Genomic DNA, 23,892 nt, shown 5'->3' with positions numbered 1-23,892 from the left:
GACGAGGCACCATGGCTCCCTTGCAGTACGACTTCGTCATCGTCGGCGGCGGATCGGCCGGCAGTGCACTGGCGAACCGGCTCTCGGCCGACCCCGGCAACCGGGTCCTGGTACTGGAGGCGGGCCGCCCCGACTACCCGTGGGACGTCTTCATCCACATGCCCGCGGCGCTGACCTACCCCATCGGCAGCCGGTTCTACGACTGGAAGTACGAGTCCGAGCCCGAGCCCCACATGGGCGGCCGCCGGGTCTACCACGCCCGCGGCAAGGTGCTCGGCGGTTCCAGCAGCATCAACGGCATGATCTTCCAGCGCGGCAACCCGATGGACTACGAGCGCTGGGCCGCCGATCCCGGCATGGAGAGCTGGGACTACGCCCACTGCCTGCCGTACTTCCGCCGGATGGAGAACTGCCTCGCGGCCGACCCGGACGACGAGTTCCGCGGCCACGACGGCCCCCTCGTCCTGGAGCGCGGCCCGGCCGCCAACCCGCTCTTCTCCGCCTTCCTGAAGGCGACCGAGGAGGCGGGCTACGCGCCCACCGACGACGTCAACGGCTTCCGGCAGGAGGGCTTCGCCAAGTTCGACCGCAACGTCCACCGCGGCCGGCGCCTGTCGGCGTCCAAGGCGTACCTCAAGCCCGCCCGGAAGCGCCCCAACCTCACCGTGAAGACCCGCGCCCTGGTCACCCGCGTCCTCTTCGAGGGCAAGAAGGCCGTCGGCGTCGAGTACCGGCGCGGCAGGGGCGCCCTCCAGCAGGTCCACGCCAAGGAGGTCATCCTCTGTGGCGGCGCGATCAACTCACCGCAGCTGCTCCAGCTCTCCGGCGTCGGCAACGCCGAGGAACTGCGCGCCCTCGGCATCGACGTCGTCCACGACCTGCCTGGCGTCGGCGAGAACCTCCAGGACCACCTTGAGGTGTACATCCAGTACGGCTGCAAGCAGCCCGTCTCGATGCAGCCGTACCTGGCGAAGTGGCGGGCCCCCTTCATCGGCCTGCAGTGGCTCTTCCGCAAGGGGCCGGCCGCCACGAACCACTTCGAGGCCGGCGGCTTCTGCCGCAGCAACGAGGACGTCGACTACCCCAACCTGATGTTCCACTTCCTGCCCATCGCGGTCCGCTACGACGGCTCGGTGCCCGCCGGCGGCCACGGCTACCAGGTCCACGTGGGCCCCATGTACTCCGACGCCCTCGGCTCGGTGAAGATCAAGAGCAAGGACCCGGACGAACACCCGGCACTGCGCTTCAACTACCTCTCCACCGAGCAGGACCGCCGGGAGTGGGTCGAGGCGATCCGGGTCGCCCGCAACCTCCTCAACCAGCCCGCGCTCGCCCCCTACAACGACGGCGAGATCTCGCCCGGCCCGTCCGTCGCGACGGACGAGGAGATCCTCGACTGGGTCGCCAAGGACGGCGAGACCGCCCTGCACCCCTCCTGCACCTGCAAGATGGGCACCGACGAGATGTCCGTCGTCGACCCGGCGAGCATGCGTGTGCACGGCGTGGACGGGCTGCGGGTCGTCGACGCGTCGGTGATGCCGTACGTCACCAACGGCAACATCTACGCGCCGGTGATGATGATCGCCGAGAAGGCCGCCGACCTGATCCTCGGCAAGGAGCCGCTGGAGCCCTCCAAGGCCGTCTACTACCGGCACCGCGACGCCCAGAAGCAGGCCGGGTAGCGGACATGGGGGCCGAGGCCCTGCGGGCGCTGCTCGCCCGCGTCCGCTACGAGGTGCTGCCGGCGAAGGCGACCGAGGAGAAGGTCCTCGCCCAGGTGCCCCGCGACGTCGTGGTCACGGTCACGGCATCGCCGGCCAAGGGCCTGGAACCGACGCTCGCGCTCACCGAGCGGCTCACTGCGCACGGGTACCGGGTCGTCCCGCACGTCCCCGCCCGCCTGTTGCGGGACGACACCCACCTGAAGGACGTCACCGAGCGGCTGCTCACGGCGGGCGTCGACGACGTCTTCGTCCCGGCGGGCGACGCCGATCCGCCCGCCGGGCCGTACGACGGGGCGCTGCCGGTGCTGCGCCGGCTGACCGAACTGGGCAGCCCCTTCGCCGAGACGGGCATCACCGGCTATCCGGAGAGCCATCCGCTCATCCATGACGACCTCACCATCCAGGCGATGTGGGACAAGCGGGCGCACGCCACCTACATCGTCAGCAACCTCTGCTTCGACGCGCGCGTGCTCGGCGACTGGATCACCCGGATCCGGGCCCGTGACGTCACCCTGCCCGTATACATCGGCGTCGCCGGGCCCGTGCAGCGCGCCAAGCTGCTGGCCATGGCGACGAAGATCGGGGTGGGGGAGTCGACCCGCTTCCTCACCAAACACGCGTCCTGGTTCCTGCGCTTCGCGGCGCCCGGCGGCTACGACCCGGACCGGCTCCTCGCACGCGGCGCGGAGGCGTTCACCGGGCCGTCGGCGGGCGTGGCGGGCCTGCATCTGTTCACCTTCAACCAGGTCGCCGAGACGGAGCGATGGCGCCGTGCCCTGCTGGACCGGCTGGGCGGCTGACAGCCCATGAGGGGGCGTCGATTCCGCGGCCGAATCGGGACCCGCGAACCCCTTGACGTGCATCAGTCCATTCGGCCAGGGTGTTCCACCACAAGCAATCCAATGCACAATGCGCAACGATTTCGGGCTCGAAGGGCGCGGCCGTGGCAGATCTGTACATGGATGGAAAATGGCGCGCCGCGGTGGCCGGCGGCCGGCGCGAGATCCGCTGTCCGTCGGACGGCACCCTCGTCGCGACGGTCTCGGAGGCCGGCCGCCCCGACACCGAGGCCGCGATCGCCGCGGCCCGGCAAGCCTTCGACGAGGGCCCCTGGCCGCACACCCCGGAGCGGGAGCGCGGCGCGCTGCTGCTGCGCACCGCCGACATCATCGAGCGGGACGCCAAGGACTTCGCCCGTGCCGAGTCCCTGGACAGCGGCAAGCGCCTGGTGGAGAGCGAGTACGACATCGCCGACGTCGTCTCCTGCTTCCGCTACTACGGCGGCATCGCCGGCACCAGCGCGGGACGCGTGGTCGACACCGGCCGTGACGACGCGCTCAGCCGGGTCACCTACGAACCCGTCGGCGTCTGCGGACTGATCACCCCCTGGAACTACCCGCTGCTGCAGGCGAGTTGGAAGGTCGCCCCGGCCCTGCTCGCCGGCAACACGGTGATCCTCAAGCCCAGCGAGCTCACCCCCTCCACCTCGATCCTCCTGATGAAGGCCCTGGAGGAGGCCGGGCTCCCGGCCGGCGCCGCCAACCTGGTGCTGGGCGCCGGGGCCGAGGCGGGCGCGCCGCTGGCCGACCACCCGGACGTCGACATGGTGTCCTTCACCGGCGGCCTGCACACCGGCCGGCACATCATGGCCACCGCCGCCGCCACGGTGAAGAAGGTCGCCCTCGAACTCGGCGGCAAGAACCCGAACGTGGTCTTCGCCGACGCCGACTTCGAGACCGCCGTCGACTTCGCGCTCACCGCCGTCTTCCTGCACTCCGGGCAGGTCTGCTCGGCCGGCGCCCGGCTGATCGTCGAGGACTCGATCCACGACGCCTTCGTCGACGAGGTCGTACGCCGTGCCCGGCTCATCCGGCTCGGCGGCCCCTTCGACCCCGAGGCCGAGACCGGCGCGCTGATCTCCGCACAGCACCGCGAGAAGGTCGAGGCGTATGTCGCCGCCGGGATCGCCGAGGGCGCCGTACTGCGCTGCGGCGGTGCGCGCCCCGACGATCCCGCGCTGGCGAACGGCTTCTACTACCCGCCCACCGTCCTCGACGAGTGCCGGCAGGACATGCGTGTGGTGCACGAGGAGTCCTTCGGGCCCGTGCTCACCGTCGAGCGGTTCCGGGACGAGGACGACGCCGTCCGCATCGCCAACGACACGGAGTACGGCCTCGCCGGAGCCGTCTGGACACAGGACGCGGGCAGGGCGCAGCGGGTCGCGCGCAGGCTGCGCCACGGCACCGTGTGGATCAACGACTACCACCCCTATGTGCCGCAAGCGGAATGGGGTGGCTTCGGGCACTCGGGCGTGGGCCGGGAGCTGGGACCGACCGGCCTGGACGAGTACCGAGAGCCCAAACACATCTGGCAGAACATCCAACCCCGGCCGCAGCGCTGGTTCAGCGGCTGACGCCGAAAAGAGGCCGATCATGACCCCAGCCACCGAGGTGTCGCAGCGGCGCGGCACGTCCCAGGACCCTCAGGATCGCACCCCGGTCATCTCCGTGCGCCGGCTGTGGAAGGTGTTCGGACCCAAGGCCGACGAGGTGCCGGGATCCGAGGAACTGTGCGGGCTCACCCGCCGCGAACTCATGGACCGCACCGGCTGCACCGCCGCCGTGCGGGACGTGAACTTCGAGGTGTCGAACGGCGAGGTGTTCGTCGTGATGGGCCTGTCCGGGTCCGGCAAGTCCACGCTGGTGCGATGTCTCACCCGGCTGATCGAACCCACCGCCGGCGAGATCGTCTTCGAGGGCGAGGACATCCGGGGCGCCGACGCCCGGCGGCTGCGCGAACTGCGGCGCAGCAAGTTCTCCATGGTCTTCCAGCACTTCGGTCTGCTGCCGCACCGCAAGGTCGTCGACAACGTGGCGTTCGGCCTGGAGATCCGGGGCATGAGCAAGGCCGAACGCATGAAACGGGCGATGGAGACCGTCGAACTGGTGGGCCTCGCCGGCTACGAGAACTCCTACCCCGACCAGCTCTCCGGCGGTATGCAGCAGCGCGTCGGCCTCGCCCGTGCCCTGGCCGGCGACCCCGACGTCCTCTTCTTCGACGAGCCGTTCTCCGCACTCGACCCGCTGATCCGCCGCGACATGCAGAGCGAGGTCATCCGCCTGCACCACGAGGTCGGCAAGACCATGGTGTTCATCACCCACGACCTCTCCGAGGCCCTCAAGCTGGGCGACCGCATCCTGATCATGCGGGACGGCAAGATGGTCCAGTGCGGCACCGGCGACGAACTCGTGGGCGCCCCGGCGGACGACTACGTGCGGGACTTCGTCAAGGACGTGCCGCGCGGTGACGTGCTCACCCTGCGCTGGATCATGCGCCCGCCGGCGGACGGCGACGAACTGGACGGGCCCGAGCTCGGCCCCGACGTCGTCGTGCGCGAGGCCACCCGGGCGGTGCTCGCCGCCGAGAAGCCGGTCAAGGTCGTCGAGAACGGCAAGCTGCTCGGCATCGTCGGCGACGAGGAGATCCTCTCCGTCGTGGCCGGACAGGAAGGCGGCGCCTGATGGCCGCCGTCGCCGACGCCACCGCGCCGGTCGCGTCGATACGGCAGAAGGTCAGCCGCCCGATGGTGGTGGCCGCGATCCTGGTCCTGTGGCTGCTGCTGTTCGCCGTGCTGCGCGGCCGGCAGACGCTGACCCTGGCCGCGGCCGACCTGACCGGTCTGCACCGCTGGCTGAACGACGTCAACGACAGCATCGGCGCCAACCGCAACTCCAACCCGGTCTTCCTGTACTTCTTCAACGAGATCCGGCTGGTCATCGACAACCTGGTGACCTTCGTCCAGTCGCTCATCTCCCAGCCCAGCGGCTCCCGCCCGGTCCCGCAGATCGGCTGGCTCGGCGTCGTCGGACTCACCGGTTACGTCTCCTGGGCCGTGGGCAACTGGCGGGTGGCGCTGCTGGCCGTGGCCGGCTTCACCTTCTTCGGGCTGCAGGGCCTGTGGCAGGAGAGCATGGACACCCTGGCGCTGACCCTGTCGGCGGTGCTCGTGGCGCTGGTCATCGGGATCCCGCTGGGCGTCTGGGCCGGGCTCTCCGACCGGGTCAACCGGATCATGACGCCCTTCCTGGACTTCATGCAGACGATGCCGACCTTCGTCTACCTCGCCCCGCTGACCCTGATCTTCCTCATCGGCGGCGCCTCCGCCGTGATCACCACGGTCATCTACGCGGCCCCGCCCGCCATCCGCATCACCGCGTACGCCATCCGCTCGGTCCCCGAGACCACCGTCGAGGCGGCCGACTCACTCGGCGCCACCCGCGCGCAGCAACTGGTGAAGGTGCTGCTGCCGATGTCGAGGCGCACGGTCGTCGTGGGGGTCAACCAGACCATCATGGCCGCCCTGGCCATGGTCACCATCGCGGCCCTGATCGACGCGCCCGGCCTCGGCAAGACCGTCGTCCAGGCTCTCCAGTCGCTCGACGTCGGCACCGCCTTCAACGCCGGCCTCGCCATCGTCGTCATGGCCATCGTGCTGGACCGGGTCACCACGGCGGCGGCCGTACGCACCGAGACCCGCCGTACGGGCGAGGGCCGGTTCGCCAAGTGGCGCCGCCCGCTGCTGGGGGCGGGCGGGGTCGCGGCCCTCGTCCTGGTCTACCTCTCCCACACCTACGTCTGGGCGGCCGAGTTCCCCGGCGACGGCACCGTCGGCAGCCACATGGCGAGCGCTGCCGACACCACGTCCACGTGGCTGCAGGACCATCTCTTCGGCCTCACCAACGCCCTGCGGGACGCCGTCACCAACGGCCTGCTCAACCCCTTCCAGACCCTGCTCACCGACTCCCCGTGGTGGCTGGTCGGCGCTGTCCTGGTCGCGCTCGGCGCGGTCCTCGGCGGCTGGCGGGCCGGGGTGACGGCGGCCGTGTGCGTCGGGCTGCTGGTCGGTACCGGACTCTGGTCGGACAGCATGACCACCCTCGCCTCGACCGTCGTGGCCACGATCCTGACGATGCTGGCCGGCGTCGTCTTCGGCGTGTGGATGGGCCGCAGCACGCTGGCGGACCGGCTGATCCGGCCCACTCTGGACGCCGCGCAGGTCATGCCGCCGTTCGTCTATCTCGTGCCGTTCCTGGCGCTGTTCGGCGCCACCCGCTTCACCGCGATCATCGCGGGCGTCGTCTACGCGGCCCCCGTCGCCATCAAGATCATCGCGGACGGGGTGCGGAACGTCTCCGAGTCCACCGTGGAGGCGGCCACCTCGGCCGGGTGCAACTCCTGGCAGATCATCACCAAGGTCCAGCTGCCGATGGCACGCAGCGCCCTGACCCTCGCGACCAACCAGGGCCTGATCTACGTGCTGTCGATGGTTGTGTTGGGCGGCCTGGTTGGCGCAGGCGCTCTCGGCTACGACGTCGTGGCCGGTTTCTCGCAGGGCGAGCTGTACGGCAAGGGGCTGGCGGCAGGGCTCGCCATCGTACTGCTCGGAGTCATGTTCGACCGGATCACTCAGGCTGCGGCGCGACGCACCAGGGCATAAGGAGCGCGACACCATGTCAAGACACTGGCGAGCCGGCGCGGCCGGCCTGGCCGTCCTCGGCCTCACTCTCACGGCGTGCGGCGGCGCGAAGGTCGGCGACAGCTCCTCCGCGGGCTCGAAGAGCTCCGGGGGGAAGTGCGGCACCTTCAACCTGGCCGTCAACCCGTGGGTCGGCTACGAGGCGGACGCGGCGGTCGTCGCGTACGTCGCACAGCACGACCTCGGCTGCACGGTCAACAAGAAGGACCTGAAGGAGGAGATCGCCTGGCAGGGCTTCGGGACCGGCGAGGTCGACGCCGTCCTGGAGAACTGGGGCCACGACGACCTGAAGAAGAAGTACATCACCGGCCAGAAGACGGCCGTCGAGGCGGGCTCCACCGGCAACAAGGGCATCATCGGCTGGTACGTGCCGCCGTGGCTGGCCAAGGCGCACCCCGACATCACCAACTGGGAGAACCTGAACAAGTACGCCGCCAGCTTCAAGACGTCCGAGTCGGGCGGCAAGGGCCAACTCCTCGACGGCGACCCGTCGTACGTCACGAACGACGCCGCCCTGGTCACCAACCTGAAGCTGAACTTCAAGGTGGTGTACGCGGGCAGCGAGACCGCGCTCATCCAGGCCTTCCGGACGGCCGAGAAGAACAAGCAGTGGCTGATCGGCTACTTCTACGAACCGCAGTGGTTCCTGTCCGAGGTGCCGCTGGTGAAGGTGAACCTGCCCAAGTACACGACGGGTTGCGACGCCGACGCGGCGAAGGTCGCCTGCGACTACCCCGTCTACGACCTGGACAAGATCGTCAGCTCGAGCTTCGCCAAGTCGGACAGTCCGGCGTACAAGCTGGTGAAGAACTTCAACTGGACCAACGACGACCAGAACACCGTGGCCAAGTACATCGCCCAGGACAAGCTGTCGGACGACGCGGCGGCGAAGAAGTGGGTCGACGCCAACAAGGACAAGGTCGACGCCTGGCTGAAGTAGCGGCAACCGAGCTCTGGAACAGGCCGGTCAGAACGCCCGGCGGGCGGTGCGCAGCTGGTGCGCACCGCCCGCCGGGCGTTGCCGTTCCCCGGGTCTTCGTGCGACGTCACCGCCCCCTTGACACCTCTCCTCGGTGACGGGCACATTGAGTTGCGCAACCTGAATCAAGTTGCGTACACAGCAACTGCACCGGTCTCAAGTTCGGAGGTTGGGCGATGGCGGGACCCCGAGTGGTCATCATCGGAGCGGGTGTCGTGGGGGCGGCCCTAGCGGACGAGATCTCCGCACGCGGCTGGACCGAGGTGACCGTGGTCGACCAGGGCCCCCTCCCGGCCACCGGAGGCTCGTCCTCGCACGCGCCGGGCCTGGTCTTCCAGACGAACCCCTCGAAGACCATGACGGAGCTGGCGCGCTACACCGTCGAGAAGTTCTGCTCCCTCGACGTCGACGGCAAGCCCTGCTTCCTCCAGGTCGGCGGCCTCGAAGTGGCGACCAGCCCCGAGCGCCTCGCCGAACTCCACCGCCGCCACGGCTGGATCACCGCCTGGGGCATCGAGGCCCGTCTGCTGACCCCGGACGAGTGCGTCGAGCAGCACCCACTGGTCAACCGCGACCGGGTCCTCGGCGGCCTCCTGGTCCCCACCGACGGCCTCGCCAAGGCCGTCCTCGCCGTCGAGGCGCAGATCCGCCGGGCCACCGAGCGCGGTGTGCGCTTCCTCGCCCGCCACGAGGTCCTCGACGTCCGGCAGAGCGAGGGCCGCGTCACCGGCGTGCTGACCGACCAGGGCGAGCTCCCCGCCGACATCGTCGTGTGCTGCGCCGGCATCTGGGGCCCGCGGATCGCCCGCATGGTCGGCATGAACCTCCCGCTCACCCCGCTCGGCCACCAACTCGCCTGGACCGGCCCGGTCCCCGCCCTCGCCGGCCAGACCGAGGAGGCCGTCCGCCCGATCCTGCGCCACCAGGACGCCGACCTCTACTACCGCGACCGCTTCGACGGCATCGGCATCGGCTACTACGGCCACCGCCCCATGCCGATCTCCGCCGACGACATCCTGTCCGTCGACGAGGCCGACCAGATGCCCTCGGTCCTCAAGTTCACCGAGGAGGACTTCGAGGACGCCTGGACCGAGACGCAGTCCCTGCTCCCCGCGACCCGCGAGGCGAAGGTCGAGGAGGGCATCAACGGCCTGTTCTCCTTCACCACCGACGGCTACCCGCTGCTCGGCGAGTCCCCGGACGTCAAGGGCTTCTGGGTCGCCGAGGCCGTCTGGGTCACCCACTCCGCGGGCGTCGGCCGCGCGGTCGCCGAATGGCTGGTCGACGGCCACTGCTCGTCCTTCGACCTCCACGAGTGCGACGTCAACCGCTTCGAGCCGCACCAGCTCGCCCCGGAGTACGTCCTGGCCCGCGACTGCCAGAACTTCGTCGAGGTCTACGACATCCTTCACCCGCTGCAGCCGTCCGGGAAGCCGCGCCCGATCCGCACCAGCCCCTTCCACACCCGCCAGCAGGAACACGGCGCGTTCTTCCTGGAGGCGAACGGCTGGGAACGCCCCCAGTGGTACGAGGCGAACGCGGGCCTGGTCGAAGGCCGTTCGATCCCCACCCCCAACGACTGGGCGGCCCGCTACTGGTCGCCGATCGTCGGCGCCGAGGCCCAGGCCACCCGCGAGACCGTCGCGATGTACGACATGACCGCCCTCAAGCGCCTTGAGGTGAGCGGCCCCGGCGCCGCGGACTTCCTGGAGGGCCTGGTCACCGGCAAGGTCGCCAAGTCCGTCGGCTCGGTCACCTACACGCTGCTGCTGGACCACGACGGCGGCATCCGCAGCGACATCACCGTCGCCCGCCTCGCCCGCGACCTCTTCCAGGTCGGCGCCAACGGCAACCTGGACCTCGACTGGTTCAGCCGTCACCTCCCGGCCGGGGGCACGGTCCAGGTCCGCGACATCACCCCGGGCACCTGCTGCATCGGTCTGTGGGGCCCCCTTGCACGCGAGGTCCTCCAGCCGCTCACCGACGAGGACTTCTCCAACGACGGCCTCAAGTACTTCCGCGCCAAGCGCGCCTACATCGGCTCGGTGCCCGTCACCGCGATGCGGTTGTCGTACGTCGGCGAACTCGGCTGGGAGCTGTACACCACCGCCGACCAGGGCGCGAAACTCTGGGACACCCTCTGGCAGGCCGCCGAGCCGCTCGGCGGCGTCATCGCCGGCCGGGGCGCCTTCAACAGCCTGCGCCTGGAGAAGGGTTACCGCTCCTTCGGCACCGACATGACCTACGAGCACGACCCCTACGAGGCCGGGGTCGGCTTCGCCGTCAAGCTCGACAAGGGCGACTTCGTCGGCAAGGCCGCGCTGGAGCGGCGCAAGCGCGAGGTACGGCGCCGGCTGAGCTGCCTGACCATCGACGACCCGCGGGCCGTCGTGATGGGCAAGGAGCCGGTGTACGACGGTGAGCGGGCCGTCGGGTACGTGACCAGCGCGGCGTACGGCTACACGGTCGGCAAGGGGATCGCTTACGCGTGGCTGCCGGAGGAGTTGGCGGTGCCTGGTACGTCGGTGCAGATCGGCTACTTCGATCAGCGTGTCGAGGCGGTCGTCGCCGAAGAGCCGTTGTTCGACCCGGCGATGTCTCCTCTTCGTGGGTGAGCGTTCCGAGGGCGGTGCCGCGATGTGTCGTTGTCCGGGTGCGGCCGCTTCGTGGCTGGTCGCGCAGTTCCTCCCCCAGCCTTCGGCCGGGGGTACCCCCAGCGCCCCTGACGGGGCGCTGTGGTTCAGCCGCTGGGAAGGAGAACCTCCGGTGACCGCACAAGTGCTGGACGGGAAGGCGACCGCCGCCCTCATTCGTCGTGAACTCGCCGAGCGCGTTGCCAAGTTGACCGCCGGCGGTGGTCGTCCGCCGGGGCTCGGTACCGTGCTCGTCGGCGACGACCCCGGCAGTCACGCCTACGTCGCCGGCAAGCACCGGGACTGTGCGCAGGTCGGTATCGCCTCCCTGCGCCGGGAACTCCCCGCCGACGCCTCGCAACAGCAGGTCGAGGACGTCGTCGACGAGCTCAACGCCGACCCGGACTGCACCGGCTACATCGTCCAACTGCCGCTCCCGCGCCACCTGGACGCCAACGCCGTGCTGGAGCGCATGGACCCGGCCAAGGACGCCGACGGACTGCACCCCGTCAACCTCGGTCGGCTGGTGCTGGGTGTCGAGGCGCCCCTGCCGTGCACCCCGCGCGGCATCGTCGAACTGCTCCGTCGCCATGAGGTGCCGATCGCCGGAGCGCGGGTCTGCGTGATCGGCCGGGGCATCACCGTCGGGCGGCCGCTCGGGCTGCTCCTCACCCGCCGCTCCGAGAACGCCACCGTCACCCTCTGCCACACCGGCACCAAGGGCCTGGCCTGGCATGTCCGCGAGGCGGACATCGTCGTCGCGGCCGCCGGCTCGCCCGGACTCATCACCAAGGACATGCTGCGTCCCGGCGCTGCCGTCCTGGACGTCGGCATCACCCGCACCGAGCACGGCCTCGCGGGCGACGTCCACCCGGAGGCCGCTCAAGTCGCGGGCTGGGTGGCGCCCATGCCGGGAGGAGTGGGCCCCATGACCCGGGCGATGCTGCTCGCCAACGTCGTCGAGGCCGCCGAGAGGAACGCGGACCCCGCTCGAACCCGCTGAGCGTGCCCCTGGCGGAGAACGGCCCCGAGCCCACGCCGTTCTCCGCCCGCGGAAAGCGGTGGTTCCGGTCCTGGCCCCGGTGGGTCAGCGGGGTCGCTCGGCGAGCCGCTTCAGATGTGCCGTGCGTGATTCGCCGGTCTGGCCCTGGACCAGGAGGAACAGGCCCTCCCTGGCGAGGCGTTGGGCGCGGTTGCCCAGGGACATGGCGCGGCCGCCTCCGGTGACCAGGGCCGCCGTCGTGGCCGTACGCATCAGCGTGAACGCCTCTTCCCGGAGCGCCAGGCGTTCCTCCGTATGCTCGTGCGGCACCGGATGATCGGCCAGTGTGTAGGCCCGGTGCCGGATCTCCTCCAGGCGGAGCCGCAGCGGAGCGGCGTACTCCTCCTCCACCAGTTCCAGTGCCGCCGACGTGATGCCGAAGACCGCCGGGTTGGCGTTGCGGGTCTTCGGGCGGTCCATCGCCGCCCAGTCCCCGAACGGCAGCCGGAGCGCCACCGCCTCCTCCGGCACCCGCAGGCCGTCCAGGCGCACGGAGACCGTCCGGGAGGCGGTGAGCGCCGCCAGCCGCATCGGCTCCGACACGGCCAGGCCCGGCTGCTCCCGTGCGTCGGTGAAGGCGAACAGCGCCTCGTCGTCCTCGGTCACCCCGGCCAGCAGCATCACGTCGTTCAGGCCCCAGCCGGTGTACCAGGGGACCGTTCCCCGGAAGTGCCAGCCGTCCGCCTGCCGCCTCACCCGCACGGGGAGCCGCGGATACGAGCGCAGATGCGCGTACGCCACCCCGGACAGCAGCTCACCGCGCGCCAGCGGGCCCAGCAGGCGTTCCCGCACCGGCAGTCCGGTCGCCGTCAGGGTCGTCACCGGCGTGTGGTGCTGGGTCTGCACGAACCAGGTCGAGCAGCACGCCCCGGCCAGGATCTCCGACGTCTCGCGTACGACGGCCACGGGTGCCGCCGAGCCGCCGTACTCCACCGGCGCGTTCAATCCGAGCAGGCCCGAGCGCCTGATCGCCTCGATGTGGCTCGCCGGCACCCCGTCCTGGTCGACGCGTTCCGCGGCGGGGGCGAGCAGGCCGTCGGCGAGTTCCCGGGCGCGGGTGACGAGCGGATGTGCGGTGACGGTCATGGACAGGATTCTTTCGGTTTCCCCGGGTGAGGTGTCGATCCGCGGGTCTTCCGTTCGTGTAGAAGGCGAAAACACCCCCGACGACACCCCCGATGACATCCCATGACGACCGAGGAGAACATCATGAAGCACTACCTGCTCAGTGTGGTCCAGCCGGCCGACGGCACCCCGCCCTCGCCCGACGCGCTCGCCGCGATCATGCGCGACGTCGAGGCGTTCAACGACGAGCTGCGCGCCGCCGGCGCCTGGGTGTTCGCGGACGGTCTGCACGGCCCGGAGACGGCCACCGTGCTGCGGCCCAAGGACGGCGACGTGCTGATCACCGACGGGCCCTATGCCGAGGGCAAGGAATACCTGGGCGGGATCTGCCTGATCCGCGCGGAGGACCTGGACGCCGCCCTGGAGTGGGGCCGCAAGTGCGCCCTCGCCACCACCCTCCCCATCGAGGTGCGGCCCTTCATGGGGCAGTACTGATGGCGGACCCCGCCGACGTCGAGGCCGTCTTCCGTACCGAGTACGGGCGCGCGGTCTCGGTCCTGGTCCGCTTCCTCGGCGACATCGACCTCGCCGAGGAAGCGGTCCAGGACGCCTTCACCACGGCACTGGACAGATGGCCGGAGAGCGGGGTGCCGCCCAGCCCGGCCGGCTGGATCATCACCACCGCCCGCAACCGCGCGCTCGACCGGCTGCGCCGCGAGTCCTCCCGGGACGCCCGGCACGCCGAGGCCGCCCGGCTGTACGCGCCCGTCCCACCGGCCGAGGAGGGCCCCGTGCGCGACGAACGGCTCCGTCTGATCTTCACCTGCTGCCATCCCGCGCTCGCCCTCCAGTCCCGGGTCGCCCTCACCCTGCGCCTGCTCGGCGGGCTCAGCACCGCCCGGATCGCCCGCGCCTTCCTGGTCCCCGAGGCCACCCTCGCGCAGCGCCTGGTGCGCGCCAAGGCCAAGATCCGCGACGCGGGCATCCCGTACCGGGTACCGAAGGACGCCGACCTGCCCGACCGCCTGAGCGGGGTGCTGGCCGTCGTCTACCTGATCTTCAACGAGGGGTACGGCGGTGATCCCGCCCTGTGCGCCGAGGCCGTCCGGCTGGGGCGGCTGCTGTACGGGCTGATGCCGGACGAGCCCGAGGTCGCCGGGCTGCTCGCGCTGATGCTGCTCGTCGAGGCCCGCCGGCCCGCCCGGGAGCCGGACGGGGGCGAGCTGGTGGCGCTGCCCGAGCAGGACCGCGGCCGGTGGGACCGGGAACTGATCGAGGAGGGGCAGGACCTGGTCCGGCGGTGTCTGCGCCGCAACCGCCCCGGCCCGTACCAGATCCAGGCCGCGATCAACGCCGTACACAGCGACGCACCGGCCGCCGAGGCCACCGACTGGGGACAGATCCTGCGGCTGTACGACCAGCTCACGGCCGTCGCCCCGAGCCCGGTCGTCGCGCTGAACCGGGCGGTCGCGGTGGCCGAGGTCCAGGGCCCGGGCCCGGCCCTGGAGCTGGTCGACGCGCTCGATCTCGCCGGGTACCACGTGCTGCACGCCGTCCGCGCCGACCTGCTGCGCCGCCTCGGCCGGGACGCCGAGGCGGTGGCCGAGTACGACGCGGCCATCGGTCTCGCGGACAGCCTGCCCGAACGGGCACACCTCGCCCGGCGGCGGTCCGAACTCGCCGGTTGAGCGGATGTGACCTTCGTCAAGCGACGTGGTTTCGACGCGCCGGAATTTACTTCGGCCCATGAATGGTTGCAATATGCATCTTACTGTCGAGACCGCAGTCGGGCCGCAAGGCCCGTGCGCACCACCAGCGAGGCATCCGTGAACCAGTCCACCCCCGAGCAGCCCGCCGACATCGCGGCCCGGCTGCGCGCCACCTTCCGCACCGGCCGCACCAGGCCCGTCGAGTGGCGCACCGGCCAGCTGCGCCGGCTGCGCGCCATGCTCACGGAGCGCGGCGAGGAGCTGGCCGCCGCCCTCCACGCGGACCTGGGCAAGAGTTCCGGCGAGGCCTACCGTACGGAGATCGACTTCACCGTCCGGGAGATCGACCACACCCTCGACCACCTGGAGGAGTGGCTGCGCCCCGAGCCCGCCCCGGTCCCGGCGCACCTGGGCGCGGACGCGACCGCCTGGACGCAGTACGACCCGCTCGGCGTCGCCCTCGTCATCGCGCCGTGGAACTACCCGGCCCAGCTGCTGCTCTGCCCGCTGGCCGGTGCCCTCGCCGCAGGCAACGCGGTGGTCGTCAAGCCCAGTGAGCTGGCCCCGGCGACCTCGGCCGCGCTGGCCCGGCTGCTCCCGGACTACCTCGACACCGACGCCGTCGCCGTCGTCGAGGGCGGCGTCCCGGAGACCACGGCCCTGCTCGCCGAGCGCTTCGACCACATCTTCTACACCGGCAACGGCGCGGTCGGCCGCATCGTCATGCGCGCCGCCGCCGAGCACCTCACCCCGGTCGCCCTCGAACTCGGCGGCAAGTCCCCGGCGTTCGTCGACCGCGGCACCGACCTCGCGGTGGTCGCGGACCGGCTGGCGCGCGGCAAGTTCCTCAACGCCGGGCAGACCTGCGTGGCCCCCGACTACGTCCTGACCGACCCCGAGACGGCCGCCGCCCTGGAACCCGCCCTGGCCAAGGCGATCGAGGCGCTGTACGGAGCCGAGCCGAAGGAGTCCGGCGAGTACGGGCGGATCGTCAACGAGCGGCACTTCGACCGGCTCAGCGGACTGCTCGGCTCGGGCCGGGTGGCCGTCGGCGGCGACAGCGACCGCGCGGCCAAGTACATCGCGCCCACCGTGCTCGCCGACGTCGACCCCGAGTCCCCGGTGATGCGGGAGGAGATCTTCGGCCCGATCCTGCCCGTCGTCACCGTCGCGGACCTGGACGACGCGATCGGGTTCATCAACGACCGTGACAAGCCTCTCGCCCTCTACGTCTTCAGCGAGTCCGCGGACACCCGGGAGCGGATCGCCGCCGAGACCTCCTCCGGCGGCCTGGGCCACGGCCTCCCGGTCGCCCATCTCACCGTCTCCGACCTGCCGTTCGGCGGGGTGGGGGAGAGCGGCATGGGCAGCTACCACGGCCGCTACTCCATCGAGACGTTCAGCCACCGCAAGGCGGTCCTGGCGAAGCCGCTGAGCTGATCCGCCGACACCCGCCGGGCCCGGCCGCGTTGTGGCGCGACCGGGCCCGACGGCTGTCCGGGGCGGGTCCGACTTCTCTGTTTCCGACCGCAACCGGGAGAGACCCGGATCGGGGGCCGACGCCCGAATGACTGGTCTACACCCTTGACTGGTACAGACCAAAGCAGTTGAGTGTGCCTCACACCCCCCACCGCGGCCGCTCCCCCTTCCAGGGGTGCGGCCGTGCTCCGCAAAGGAGTTGATCCATGTCGAGGCGCCGTATCGCCGCACTCCTGACCTCGCTCGCCATAGGCAGCTCCGTCCTGGTGCTCCAGGCGGCCCCCTCGGCCTCCGCCGCCGGCTTCGTCGTCAGCGAGGCGCAGTTCAACCAGATGTTCCCGAACCGGAATTCCTTCTACAGCTACAGCGGTCTCACCGCCGCGCTCAGCGCCTACCCGGCCTTCGCCAACACCGGCAGCGCCACCGTCAAGAAGCAGGAGGCCGCCGCCTTCCTCGCCAACGTCAGCCACGAGACCGGCGGGCTGGTCTACATCGTCGAGCAGAACACCGCCAACTACTCGCACTACTGCGACCGGAGCCAGTGGTACGGCTGTCCCGCCGGGCAGTCCGCCTACTACGGGCGCGGCCCCATCCAGCTCAGCTGGAACTTCAACTACAAGGCCGCAGGCGACGCGCTCGGCATCGACCTGCTCAACAACCCCTGGCAGGTGCAGAATAACTCCGCCGTCGCCTGGAAGACCGGCCTGTGGTACTGGAACACCCAGACCGGCCCCGGCACCATGACCGGCCACAACGCCATGGTCAACCAGGCCGGCTTCGGCCAGACCATCCGCAGCATCAACGGCTCCCTGGAGTGCGACGGCAAGAACCCGGCGCAGGTGCAGAGCCGGGTCAGCGCCTACCAGAAGTTCACCCGGATCCTCGGCGTACCGACCGGCAACAACCTCTATTGCTGACCCCTGCGCCGAGGCCGTGTGCCAGACTCCGCCGATGACCTCCGAAACGATCACCGCGGACGCCTCCGGCACCTGGAAACTCGGCGACCTGCCCGTCCGCCGCCTCGGCTTCGGCGCGATGCGGCTGACGGGCAGCGCCGCCTTCCACCACGGCACCCCCAGCGACCGCGACCGCTCGATCGCCGTACTGCGCAAGGCCGTCGAGCTCGGCGTGAACCACATCGACACGGCGGCCTTCTACTTCTCGGCCCTGCGCTCCGCCAACGAACTCATCAACACCGCGCTGTCCCCGTACCCCGACGACCTCGTGATCGTCACCAAGGTCGGCCCGTACCGGGACTACTCGGGGGAGTGGGGCACTCCCGCCCGGCCGGACCAGCTGCGCGGGCATGTCGAGGAGAACCTGCGCCAGCTCGGCCGCGACCACCTCGACGTCGTCAACCTCCGTCGGATGCGGCAGGACTCGATCGCCGAGCACTTCGGCGCCCTCGCCGAGCTGCGCGAGGCGGGCCTGATCCGGCACCTCGGCGTCTCCGACGTCGAACCGCGCCACCTCGACGAGGCGCTGGCCATCGCCCCCGTGGTGTGCGTGCAGAACCGCTGGGGACTCGACGCGACGAACCCGGTGACCGACGAAGTGGTCCGTATCTGCGGCGAACGCGGCATCGCCTTCGTGCCGTTCTTCGCCGTCGCGGGCGACGCCGGAGCGCACGGTGCCACCGACGACCACGACGACGAGGTCCTCGCCGTAGCCCGGGCGCACGACGCCACCCCCGCCCAGATCCGCCTCGCCTGGACCTTGCACCAGGGCCCGCACGTCCTCGCCATCCCCGGCACCGGCAACCCCGACCATCTGACCGAGAACGTGGCGGCGGGCGCCGTCCGGCTCACCGACGAGGAGCTGGCGCGGCTCGACGCCCTGCACACCAAGGCGGGCTGACGGTCCGGGTCAGACCACCCACACCCCGTTCCGCATCAGGTGCCGGCCGCGCAGCTCGCGCTCCCCGTGCCAGGCCTGCACCGCGTCCGGCCGGATCCGGAAGAAGGCGTACGACGGGCTGTCCCCGCTCGGGTCCCAGCCCGTCTTCGCCCGCAGCGCCCCGGCCGCCGCCTGCGGCACGTCGGCCGGGGTGAAGACGGTCACCTCCCCGTCGAGCAGGACGACGTCGAGGGTGTCCCCGAGCGCGAGCCGGGCCCGGCCCCCGTCCCGCAGATTGCGGCCGGTCGGACTGGTGATCCGGGTCGACAGCCACACCGCCTCCCCATACCAGACGAACCAGAGCGGCACGAGACACGGCAGCCCGGCGTCGTCGGCCGTGGCCACCCAGATGTCGGTCTCCCGCTCCAGCCGGGACAGCACGTCGTCCTTGCGCCGCTCGGCGGAACGGGGCGGCTCCGTGATCTTCATGGCCGCGAAACTACCGGCCAGGCCCGTCCCGCACCTCGGGCCCGCGCCCTAGGTCTCCGGTACCGGTCAGGGTGGGACATCTCATCCGCCGGTGACGGCGGCCCCTCCCATAATGGGCTCACGGGCGGTGGCCGCCGCCCGGTTGACTACACTGCCGTAGACGGTCTGCCGGACTCGACGAAGAAGGGGTGAGGAACCTTCCATGGCCGACGCGAAGGACGAACGCAGGCCCGCCGGCGAACTCGAGGCGAGCGTGATGGCGGCACTGTGGGCCGCCGGTGCGCCCCAGACCCCCGGACAGGTGCAGCGCAGCCTCGGCACGGACCTGGCCCGTACGACCGTGACGACGATCCTCTCCCGGCTGCACGACAAGGGCGTGGTCCACCGGCACCGGCAGGGGCGCGGCTTCGCCTACGTCCCCGTCCAGGACGCACAGGGCCTGACCGCGAAGCGGATGCACAGTGAACTCGACCGGGACAGCGACCGGGAGACCGTGCTGGCCCGCTTCGTCGCCCAGCTCGGCCCCGCCGACGAGCGCATCCTGCGGGAGCTGCTCGAAGCCGACGAGCAACCCGGTGGATGATGACCGCGCTGCTGATCCTGCCGCTCCTCGTGCCGTTCGCCCTGCCGGCGCTGGCCCGGCGGGCCCTCGACCGGCTGACGCCCACGGTCGCGCTCTGGGCGGTCACCGGCTCGGCCGTCGCCCTTGCGGGGTGCACCCTGGCCGCGCTCGGCGCGTTCGTCCTCACCGGGCTGTTCCAGCTGTCCTTCTTCGCCACGCTGGGTGAGCTGATCCGGCCGCTGCACACCGCCTCCGACCGCTTCGTGCTGCCGCTGGCGGCCGTGTCGGTCGGCGGCCTCGCCGTGTGCGCCTGGACCTGCACGCGGTCGGCGCTCCGGCAGATCCGTGCGTTCCGGGCGGCCCGCACAGCGGCCGGGCGGGGGCCCGCCGCGGGTGACCTGTGCGTGGTCGACTCCCCGGGCGCGGACGCGTACGCGCTGCCCGGACGGCCGCACCGGATCGTGGTCACCACGGGGATGCTGCGCAGCCTGGACGGGGCCGAGCGGGAGGCGCTGTTCGCCCACGAACGGGCCCACAACGCCGGCGGTCACCATTACTTCCTCGCGGCGGCCGAGCTCGCCGCGCACTGCCATCCGGCGCTTCGGCGGGTGCGGGACGTCATCCGGCTGGCCGTGGAGCGGGTCGCCGACGAGGCCGCGGCGAGCGCGGTGGGGGACCGGCGGCTGACGGCCCGCGCGATCGCCCGCGCCGCGCTGGCGGGGCGGGGCGGGGCGATCGAGCGGCCGGCGTTCGTGCCGGGGGCGGTGTCCGGGCCGGTGCCGCGGCGGGTCGAGGCGTTGCTGACCGTGCCGGCGGCGGGGCGGCGGCGGGCCGGGGCATGGGTCGCGGTGCTGCTCGCGGCCTGCGCCGCGGTGTCGTGTGTCGCTTCGGCGACCGGGGTGATCGACTTTCACCATCGGGTGGAGGTCGCGCAGGGGGAAGCGGAGCGATAGGGCGGGCGCCGTTCGAGGGTGCGGGCTCGTGGGGGCTGGTCGCGCAGTTCCTCCCCCAGCCTTCGGCCGAGGGTACCTCCAGCGCCCCTTACAGGGCGCTGCAGGCACCCTTGGGAAAAGGCGGCTGGCATCCGTTACGTTTTACGTATAACCTCTCCCGCTAACCGCCCCCACCGAAAGGCCCCCATGCGACGCGTCGCCCTGGTCACCCTCGTCGTCGGCGACTACGACGAGGCGATCCGCTTCTACACCGAGGCCCTGGGGTTCCGGCTGGTCGAGGACGAGCCCCGCCCGGACGGGTCCCGCTGGGTCGTCGTGGAACCCGGCGCCCAGGGCCACGGCACCGGACTGCTGCTCGCCCGGGCCAAGGACGGGGACCAGCGTGCCCGCGTCGGCGACCAGACCGGCGGGCGTGTCGGGTTCTTCCTGCACACCGACGACTTCGCCCGCGACCACGCCCGGATGGCCGCCGCCGGTGTGACCTTCCTGGAGGAGCCGCGGCACGAGCCGTACGGCACCGTCGCCGTCTTCCAGGACCTCTACGGCAACCGCTGGGACCTGCTCCAGCCCGCCGCCTGACCGAACACCCCGAACCAGTTGCCGAGGAAAGCTCCACCATGACCGCTACGCGCGTAGACGCAGATCTGATCCGCCGCCTCCCCAAGGCCGTCCTGCACGACCACCTCGACGGCGGCCTGCGCCCCGCCACCCTCGTCGAGCTCGCGGCCGAGATCGGGCACACCCTGCCCACCACCGACCCCGACGAGCTGGCCGCCTGGTACTTCGAGGCCGCCAACTCCGGCGACCTGGTCCGCTACATAGCCACCTTCGAGCACACCCTCGCCGTGATGCAGACCGAGGAAGGGCTGCGGCGCGTCGCCGAGGAGTACGTCCTCGACCTCGCCGCCGACGGTGTCGTGTACGGCGAGGTGCGCTACGCGCCCGAGCTGAACGTCAACGGTGGGCTGACGCCGAACGAGGTCGTGGAGGCCGTCCAGGAGGGCCTCGCGGCCGGTATGGCGAAGGCGGCCGCCGCCGGGACGCCCGTCCGCGTCGGTACCCTGCTCTGCGGCATGCGCATGTTCGACCGGGTCCGCGAGGCCGCCGAGCTGGCCGTGACCTACCGGGACGCCGGTGTCGTCGGCTTCGACATCGCCGGCGCCGAGGACGGCTACCCGGCCGTCGGCTACCTGGACGCCTTCGAGTACCTGCGCGGCGAGAGCGTGCCCTTCACCATCCACGCCGGTGAGGCGTTCGGGCTGCCCAGCATCCACCAGGCGGTCCAGGCGTGCGGTGCCCAGCGCATCGGACACGGCGTGCGGATCACCGAGGACATCGTCGACGGCAAGCTCGGCCGCCTCGCGAGCTGGGTGCGCGACCGGCGTATCGCCCTGGAGATGTGCCCCACCTCCAACCTCCAGACCGGCTGCGCCACCTCGATCGCCGAGCACCCGATCACCGCGCTGAAGGAGCTGGGCTTCCGGGTCACCCTCAACACCGACAACCGGCTGGTCTCGGGGACGACGATGACCCGGGAGATGTCCCTTCTCGTGGCGGAGGCGGGCTGGACCGTCGAGGACCTGCGCACGGTCACCGTGAACGCCCTGAAGAGCGCGTTCATCCCGTTCGACGAGCGCAAGGCCCTCATCGAGGACGTCGTCCTGCCGGGCTACGCCTCCGCGCTCTGAAGCAGCCCCCGCAGATAGGCCGCCTGTCCGGCGTGCTGAAGATCGTCGGACAGGACGCTCACCAGCCGTACGCCCAGGGTGACCGGCGGATCCCAGCGGACGTCCACGATCCGTTCGAGATCCGTCGCGGGGAGGTCGCGCAGCACCCTCAGGGTCTGCTCGTGCACCGCGTCGAAGTAGCCGGTCAGCAGGTCGGCGGAGTCCACCGTGACCTTGGCGACCTGCTCGGAGGTGTGGCCGTACCCGTGGTCATGGGGTGGCAGGTCGAGGCCGAAACGCTTCTCCCAGCCATGGGTGAGCCACACCTGGTCCAGGTCGAAGGCGTCGGCGATGTGGTCGTCCTGGATCCGGGTGAGGTGCCAGACCAGCCAGGTGACGGAGTTGGCGTCGGGGGCCGGGCGCCGGTTGAGCAGGTCGGGGTCGAGGCCGTCGAGGGCGGCATGGACTTCTTCCTGGATGCGGCCGAAGCCGTCGATGAGGATGTCCCTTGCATGCATGCGACCACGATCGCGCATCGCCGGTCGTCCTGCGTGCGGAATCCGGCATCCGTCGTCCGTGAGGCGACGACGGGGCGCCGTTCGAGAGTGCCCGGATGCGGCTCGCCCCGGGCCTGTACCGTGAGCGCCGCAGACCTCGGTGACGGATTGAGCGGGTGCCCATGCAGGTGATCAGGCGTGTCGTTGCCGGTGTATTCCTGCTGAGCGGATCATTGCTCTGCGCGCGGGAACTCCCGCGGCAGGCTTCCGGCCGCAGCGGGAGCAAGAGCCTGCTGGGGCTTGCGTTCGCCCTGTGCGCAGCCGGTGTGCTGATCAGCCAGGCATAGCGGATGCGCAAGGCCGTCACCCGTTGCGGGCCCCTGGTCCTACTGAGTCTCGTCCCTCTCTGTCTTGCCGGCTGCAACCCGGATCCGACCGACCCCGAGAACGTCGCCCCGATCACCCTGACGAACGGCACGTCCGACGCCGTGCGCGTCTTCTGGTGTGCCGGCGACGGGGACGACGAATGCTCGGAGCAGGAGAGCCTGGGAGTCGTCGCAGCGGGCGGCACTCGCCGCGTACGGATTTCGTCCTACGAAGTGCTGCTGCGGATCAAGCCTTCCTCGGGTCCAGGGGGATACGTCTGCGAAGACGACGCCCCGGGCAACCGGATAGCCCTGAGCACGTCGTATCCCTCGGCGGAGTCCGCATACGACCACTGCGCCGACGGATCGTCCGCGAGCCCGATGGGCTGAGCGTCACCTGGGGTCAGGAGGGGCAGGCCCCGTCCGGAGGCGTGGCCAGGTCCCCGGTTTCGAGGAGGGTGATCAGGGCCCGGGCCGCCGGGCTGGTGGCCGTCTCGGGCGGCAGCAGGGCGACCGTCTGGTAGGCGGCCTCGTCCGTGCCTTTCAGGGCGAGCGCCGTGAGCGAGGGCCGCTTGTGGCGGAAGTGCCGGGGTACGACGGCTATGCCGAGGTTCTCGTCCACCAGGTCCAGCAGGCTGTGCACATCGTTGACCTCCAGGGCGACCGTGCGCCGGGTGCCGGTCGAGGCGAAGGCCGCGTCGGTCGTGCGGCGCGGGCCCCAGTCCGGGTGGAAGTCGACGAACACCTCCCCGTCGAGATCCTCCGGGGTCACGGCCGCGCCGGCCGTGGCGAGCCGGTGGCTGGGATGGCACAGCACCGTCATCGGCTCGCCGGTCAGGGACACCGAGCGCAGCTGGTCGGTGTCGTCCTGGGTGCGGTAGGCGAAGGCCAGGTCGAGCCGGCCCGCCGCCACCTCCTCGGCCAGCGCACCCGAACCCGCCTGCCGCAGCCGGATCTCCACGTCCGGATGCCGGCGCCGGAACGCGGCAAGCAGCCCCGCCACATGCACCCCGGCGATGCACTGCTCGGTGCCCAGCGCCAGCGTCCCGCGCAGCACCCCCTGCACCGCCGCCACCGCCTCGTGCGCCGACCGCACCTGGGCCAGGATGCGCTCCGCCTCGCCGAGCAGCGCCCGGCCCGCCTCGGTGAGGGTCACCCGGCGGGTCGTCCGCACGAAGAGCGGAGCCCGCAGCTCGCGCTCCAGGGCGCGGATGGAGGCGGACAGGCCCGACTGGGACACCAGCAGCCGTTCGGCGGCCCGGGTGAAGTGCTGGTCCTCGGCGACCGCGACGAAATGCTGGAGGTGGCGCAGTTCCATGATTGAGAAGCGTAGCCGCTCAATTCCATCGGATTCTT

General features: G+C 71.2%; 22 protein-coding genes. 18 read left to right on the top strand and 4 right to left on the bottom strand.

Annotated features, from left to right (window positions below):
* Positions 1–11: 11 nt before the first annotated feature.
* The 8 genes from betA to ACIRR9_RS28165 all read left to right on the top strand — a co-directional run bounded on the left by betA (position 12) and on the right by ACIRR9_RS28165 (position 11,875).
* Positions 12–1,682: a choline dehydrogenase gene (gene betA / locus ACIRR9_RS28200; RefSeq protein ID WP_403757217.1), complete on the top strand. Its 1,671-nt coding sequence runs from the start codon at positions 12–14 to the stop codon at positions 1,680–1,682.
* A 5-nt stretch (positions 1,683–1,687) separates the two neighbouring features.
* Positions 1,688–2,524, top strand: coding sequence for a 5,10-methylenetetrahydrofolate reductase (locus ACIRR9_RS28195; protein WP_403757214.1), 837 nt, complete (start codon positions 1,688–1,690; stop codon positions 2,522–2,524).
* Positions 2,525–2,667: 143 nt separating this feature from the next.
* On the top strand, positions 2,668–4,137 hold the full coding sequence (locus tag ACIRR9_RS28190; RefSeq protein WP_403757212.1) for an aldehyde dehydrogenase family protein: 1,470 nt from the start codon (positions 2,668–2,670) through the stop codon (positions 4,135–4,137).
* Positions 4,138–4,156: 19 nt separating this feature from the next.
* Positions 4,157–5,245 (top strand): glycine betaine/L-proline ABC transporter ATP-binding protein, encoded by a 1,089-nt coding sequence (locus ACIRR9_RS28185; RefSeq protein ID WP_403757209.1) that lies wholly within the window; start codon positions 4,157–4,159, stop codon positions 5,243–5,245.
* Positions 5,245–7,221 carry an ABC transporter permease gene (locus tag ACIRR9_RS28180; RefSeq protein ID WP_403757207.1) on the top strand — a complete coding sequence of 659 codons (1,977 nt, stop codon included), beginning with the start codon at positions 5,245–5,247 and terminating at the stop codon, positions 7,219–7,221. Before ACIRR9_RS28185 ends, ACIRR9_RS28180 begins: the two co-directional genes overlap by 1 nt.
* 13 nt (positions 7,222–7,234) lie before the next feature.
* Complete coding sequence (locus ACIRR9_RS28175) at positions 7,235–8,200, top strand: ABC transporter substrate-binding protein (protein ID WP_365338999.1); 966 nt, start codon at positions 7,235–7,237, stop codon at positions 8,198–8,200.
* A 215-nt stretch (positions 8,201–8,415) separates the two neighbouring features.
* A complete protein-coding gene (locus ACIRR9_RS28170; RefSeq protein WP_403757204.1) occupies positions 8,416–10,854 on the top strand; it encodes an FAD-dependent oxidoreductase in 2,439 nt (812 codons plus the stop codon).
* Between the two features lie 151 nt (positions 10,855–11,005).
* Entirely contained in the window at positions 11,006–11,875 is an 870-nt protein-coding gene (locus ACIRR9_RS28165) for a bifunctional methylenetetrahydrofolate dehydrogenase/methenyltetrahydrofolate cyclohydrolase (protein ID WP_403757201.1), read from the top strand.
* 84 nt (positions 11,876–11,959) lie between these two features.
* Here ACIRR9_RS28165 and ACIRR9_RS28160 read toward each other — a convergent pair whose 3' ends face one another.
* Positions 11,960–13,000 carry an acyl-CoA dehydrogenase family protein gene (locus tag ACIRR9_RS28160; protein WP_403757198.1) on the bottom strand — a complete coding sequence of 347 codons (1,041 nt, stop codon included), beginning with the start codon at positions 12,998–13,000 and terminating at the stop codon, positions 11,960–11,962.
* 123 nt (positions 13,001–13,123) lie between these two features.
* On the opposite strand from ACIRR9_RS28160, the gene ACIRR9_RS28155 reads away from it, so the two are divergent.
* From ACIRR9_RS28155 to ACIRR9_RS28135, 5 genes are all read left to right on the top strand, one after another.
* Positions 13,124–13,474 (top strand): YciI family protein, encoded by a 351-nt coding sequence (locus ACIRR9_RS28155; RefSeq protein ID WP_403757486.1) that lies wholly within the window; start codon positions 13,124–13,126, stop codon positions 13,472–13,474.
* Positions 13,474–14,667 carry an RNA polymerase sigma factor gene (locus tag ACIRR9_RS28150; RefSeq protein ID WP_403757195.1) on the top strand — a complete coding sequence of 398 codons (1,194 nt, stop codon included), beginning with the start codon at positions 13,474–13,476 and terminating at the stop codon, positions 14,665–14,667. Before ACIRR9_RS28155 ends, ACIRR9_RS28150 begins: the two co-directional genes overlap by 1 nt.
* Before the next feature lie 114 nt (positions 14,668–14,781).
* Positions 14,782–16,128 carry an aldehyde dehydrogenase family protein gene (locus ACIRR9_RS28145; RefSeq protein WP_403757192.1) on the top strand — a complete coding sequence of 449 codons (1,347 nt, stop codon included), beginning with the start codon at positions 14,782–14,784 and terminating at the stop codon, positions 16,126–16,128.
* A 245-nt stretch (positions 16,129–16,373) separates the two neighbouring features.
* Positions 16,374–17,084, top strand: a complete 711-nt coding sequence (locus ACIRR9_RS28140) for a chitinase (protein ID WP_403757190.1) — start codon at positions 16,374–16,376, stop codon at positions 17,082–17,084.
* 34 nt (positions 17,085–17,118) lie between these two features.
* Positions 17,119–18,024, top strand: coding sequence for an aldo/keto reductase (locus ACIRR9_RS28135; protein ID WP_403757187.1), 906 nt, complete (start codon positions 17,119–17,121; stop codon positions 18,022–18,024).
* Between the two features lie 9 nt (positions 18,025–18,033).
* Here the strand turns inward: ACIRR9_RS28135 and ACIRR9_RS28130 are convergent, their stop codons facing one another.
* The gene (locus tag ACIRR9_RS28130; protein WP_403757184.1) at positions 18,034–18,492 is read right to left on the bottom strand and encodes a pyridoxamine 5'-phosphate oxidase family protein; all 459 of its coding nucleotides are present in this window, start codon (positions 18,490–18,492) and stop codon (positions 18,034–18,036) included.
* A gap of 202 nt (positions 18,493–18,694) precedes the next feature.
* Here ACIRR9_RS28130 and ACIRR9_RS28125 point away from each other — a divergent pair, with 202 nt between their 5' ends.
* The 4 genes from ACIRR9_RS28125 to ACIRR9_RS28110 all read left to right on the top strand — a co-directional run bounded on the left by ACIRR9_RS28125 (position 18,695) and on the right by ACIRR9_RS28110 (position 21,695).
* Positions 18,695–19,075: a BlaI/MecI/CopY family transcriptional regulator gene (locus tag ACIRR9_RS28125; protein ID WP_403757182.1), complete on the top strand. Its 381-nt coding sequence runs from the start codon at positions 18,695–18,697 to the stop codon at positions 19,073–19,075.
* Positions 19,075–20,007: a M56 family metallopeptidase gene (locus ACIRR9_RS28120; RefSeq protein WP_403757483.1), complete on the top strand. Its 933-nt coding sequence runs from the start codon at positions 19,075–19,077 to the stop codon at positions 20,005–20,007. The genes ACIRR9_RS28125 and ACIRR9_RS28120 overlap by 1 nt, the downstream gene beginning before the upstream one ends.
* Before the next feature lie 186 nt (positions 20,008–20,193).
* Positions 20,194–20,586 carry a VOC family protein gene (locus ACIRR9_RS28115; RefSeq protein WP_403256160.1) on the top strand — a complete coding sequence of 131 codons (393 nt, stop codon included), beginning with the start codon at positions 20,194–20,196 and terminating at the stop codon, positions 20,584–20,586.
* 38 nt (positions 20,587–20,624) lie between these two features.
* Complete coding sequence (locus ACIRR9_RS28110) at positions 20,625–21,695, top strand: adenosine deaminase (RefSeq protein ID WP_403757178.1); 1,071 nt, start codon at positions 20,625–20,627, stop codon at positions 21,693–21,695.
* On the opposite strand, the gene ACIRR9_RS28105 is transcribed toward ACIRR9_RS28110, so the two are convergent.
* A complete protein-coding gene (locus tag ACIRR9_RS28105) occupies positions 21,677–22,192 on the bottom strand; it encodes a DUF664 domain-containing protein (RefSeq protein WP_316767368.1) in 516 nt (171 codons plus the stop codon). The two genes, ACIRR9_RS28110 and ACIRR9_RS28105, sit on opposite strands and share 19 nt — an antisense overlap.
* A 329-nt stretch (positions 22,193–22,521) precedes the next feature.
* Between ACIRR9_RS28105 and ACIRR9_RS28100 the strand changes: the two genes are divergently transcribed.
* Positions 22,522–22,926 carry a hypothetical protein gene (locus tag ACIRR9_RS28100; protein WP_403757175.1) on the top strand — a complete coding sequence of 135 codons (405 nt, stop codon included), beginning with the start codon at positions 22,522–22,524 and terminating at the stop codon, positions 22,924–22,926.
* A 13-nt stretch (positions 22,927–22,939) separates the two neighbouring features.
* On the opposite strand, the gene ACIRR9_RS28095 is transcribed toward ACIRR9_RS28100, so the two are convergent.
* Positions 22,940–23,854, bottom strand: a complete 915-nt coding sequence (locus ACIRR9_RS28095) for a LysR substrate-binding domain-containing protein (protein WP_316767373.1) — start codon at positions 23,852–23,854, stop codon at positions 22,940–22,942.
* Positions 23,855–23,892 lie beyond the last annotated feature (38 nt).

Origin of the sequence: Streptomyces sp. NPDC101234, assembly GCF_044767525.1 — a bacterium.
In the GTDB taxonomy this organism is placed as follows: Bacteria; Actinomycetota; Actinomycetes; order Streptomycetales; family Streptomycetaceae; genus Streptomyces; species Streptomyces sasae.
The sequence above is the reverse complement of the archived record's forward strand: the minus strand, read 5'-3'. Positions and strand labels throughout refer to the sequence as shown.

Excerpts from the sequence above, each read along its gene's own strand:
- betA (WP_403757217.1), top strand. The coding sequence starts at position 12 with ATGGCTCCCTTGCAGTACGACTTCGTCATCGTCGGCGGCGGATCGGCC.
- ACIRR9_RS28195 (WP_403757214.1), top strand. The coding sequence starts at position 1,688 with ATGGGGGCCGAGGCCCTGCGGGCGCTGCTCGCCCGCGTCCGCTACGAG.
- ACIRR9_RS28185 (WP_403757209.1), top strand. The coding sequence starts at position 4,157 with ATGACCCCAGCCACCGAGGTGTCGCAGCGGCGCGGCACGTCCCAGGAC.
- ACIRR9_RS28180 (WP_403757207.1), top strand. The coding sequence starts at position 5,245 with ATGGCCGCCGTCGCCGACGCCACCGCGCCGGTCGCGTCGATACGGCAG.
- ACIRR9_RS28175 (WP_365338999.1), top strand. The coding sequence starts at position 7,235 with ATGTCAAGACACTGGCGAGCCGGCGCGGCCGGCCTGGCCGTCCTCGGC.
- ACIRR9_RS28170 (WP_403757204.1), top strand. The coding sequence starts at position 8,416 with ATGGCGGGACCCCGAGTGGTCATCATCGGAGCGGGTGTCGTGGGGGCG.
- ACIRR9_RS28160 (WP_403757198.1), bottom strand. The coding sequence starts at position 13,000 with ATGACCGTCACCGCACATCCGCTCGTCACCCGCGCCCGGGAACTCGCC.
- ACIRR9_RS28155 (WP_403757486.1), top strand. The coding sequence starts at position 13,124 with ATGAAGCACTACCTGCTCAGTGTGGTCCAGCCGGCCGACGGCACCCCG.
- ACIRR9_RS28150 (WP_403757195.1), top strand. The coding sequence starts at position 13,474 with ATGGCGGACCCCGCCGACGTCGAGGCCGTCTTCCGTACCGAGTACGGG.
- ACIRR9_RS28140 (WP_403757190.1), top strand. The coding sequence starts at position 16,374 with ATGTCGAGGCGCCGTATCGCCGCACTCCTGACCTCGCTCGCCATAGGC.
- ACIRR9_RS28135 (WP_403757187.1), top strand. The coding sequence starts at position 17,119 with ATGACCTCCGAAACGATCACCGCGGACGCCTCCGGCACCTGGAAACTC.
- ACIRR9_RS28130 (WP_403757184.1), bottom strand. The coding sequence starts at position 18,492 with ATGAAGATCACGGAGCCGCCCCGTTCCGCCGAGCGGCGCAAGGACGAC.
- ACIRR9_RS28125 (WP_403757182.1), top strand. The coding sequence starts at position 18,695 with ATGGCCGACGCGAAGGACGAACGCAGGCCCGCCGGCGAACTCGAGGCG.
- ACIRR9_RS28120 (WP_403757483.1), top strand. The coding sequence starts at position 19,075 with ATGACCGCGCTGCTGATCCTGCCGCTCCTCGTGCCGTTCGCCCTGCCG.
- ACIRR9_RS28115 (WP_403256160.1), top strand. The coding sequence starts at position 20,194 with ATGCGACGCGTCGCCCTGGTCACCCTCGTCGTCGGCGACTACGACGAG.
- ACIRR9_RS28110 (WP_403757178.1), top strand. The coding sequence starts at position 20,625 with ATGACCGCTACGCGCGTAGACGCAGATCTGATCCGCCGCCTCCCCAAG.
- ACIRR9_RS28105 (WP_316767368.1), bottom strand. The coding sequence starts at position 22,192 with ATGCATGCAAGGGACATCCTCATCGACGGCTTCGGCCGCATCCAGGAA.
- ACIRR9_RS28100 (WP_403757175.1), top strand. The coding sequence starts at position 22,522 with ATGCGCAAGGCCGTCACCCGTTGCGGGCCCCTGGTCCTACTGAGTCTC.
- ACIRR9_RS28095 (WP_316767373.1), bottom strand. The coding sequence starts at position 23,854 with ATGGAACTGCGCCACCTCCAGCATTTCGTCGCGGTCGCCGAGGACCAG.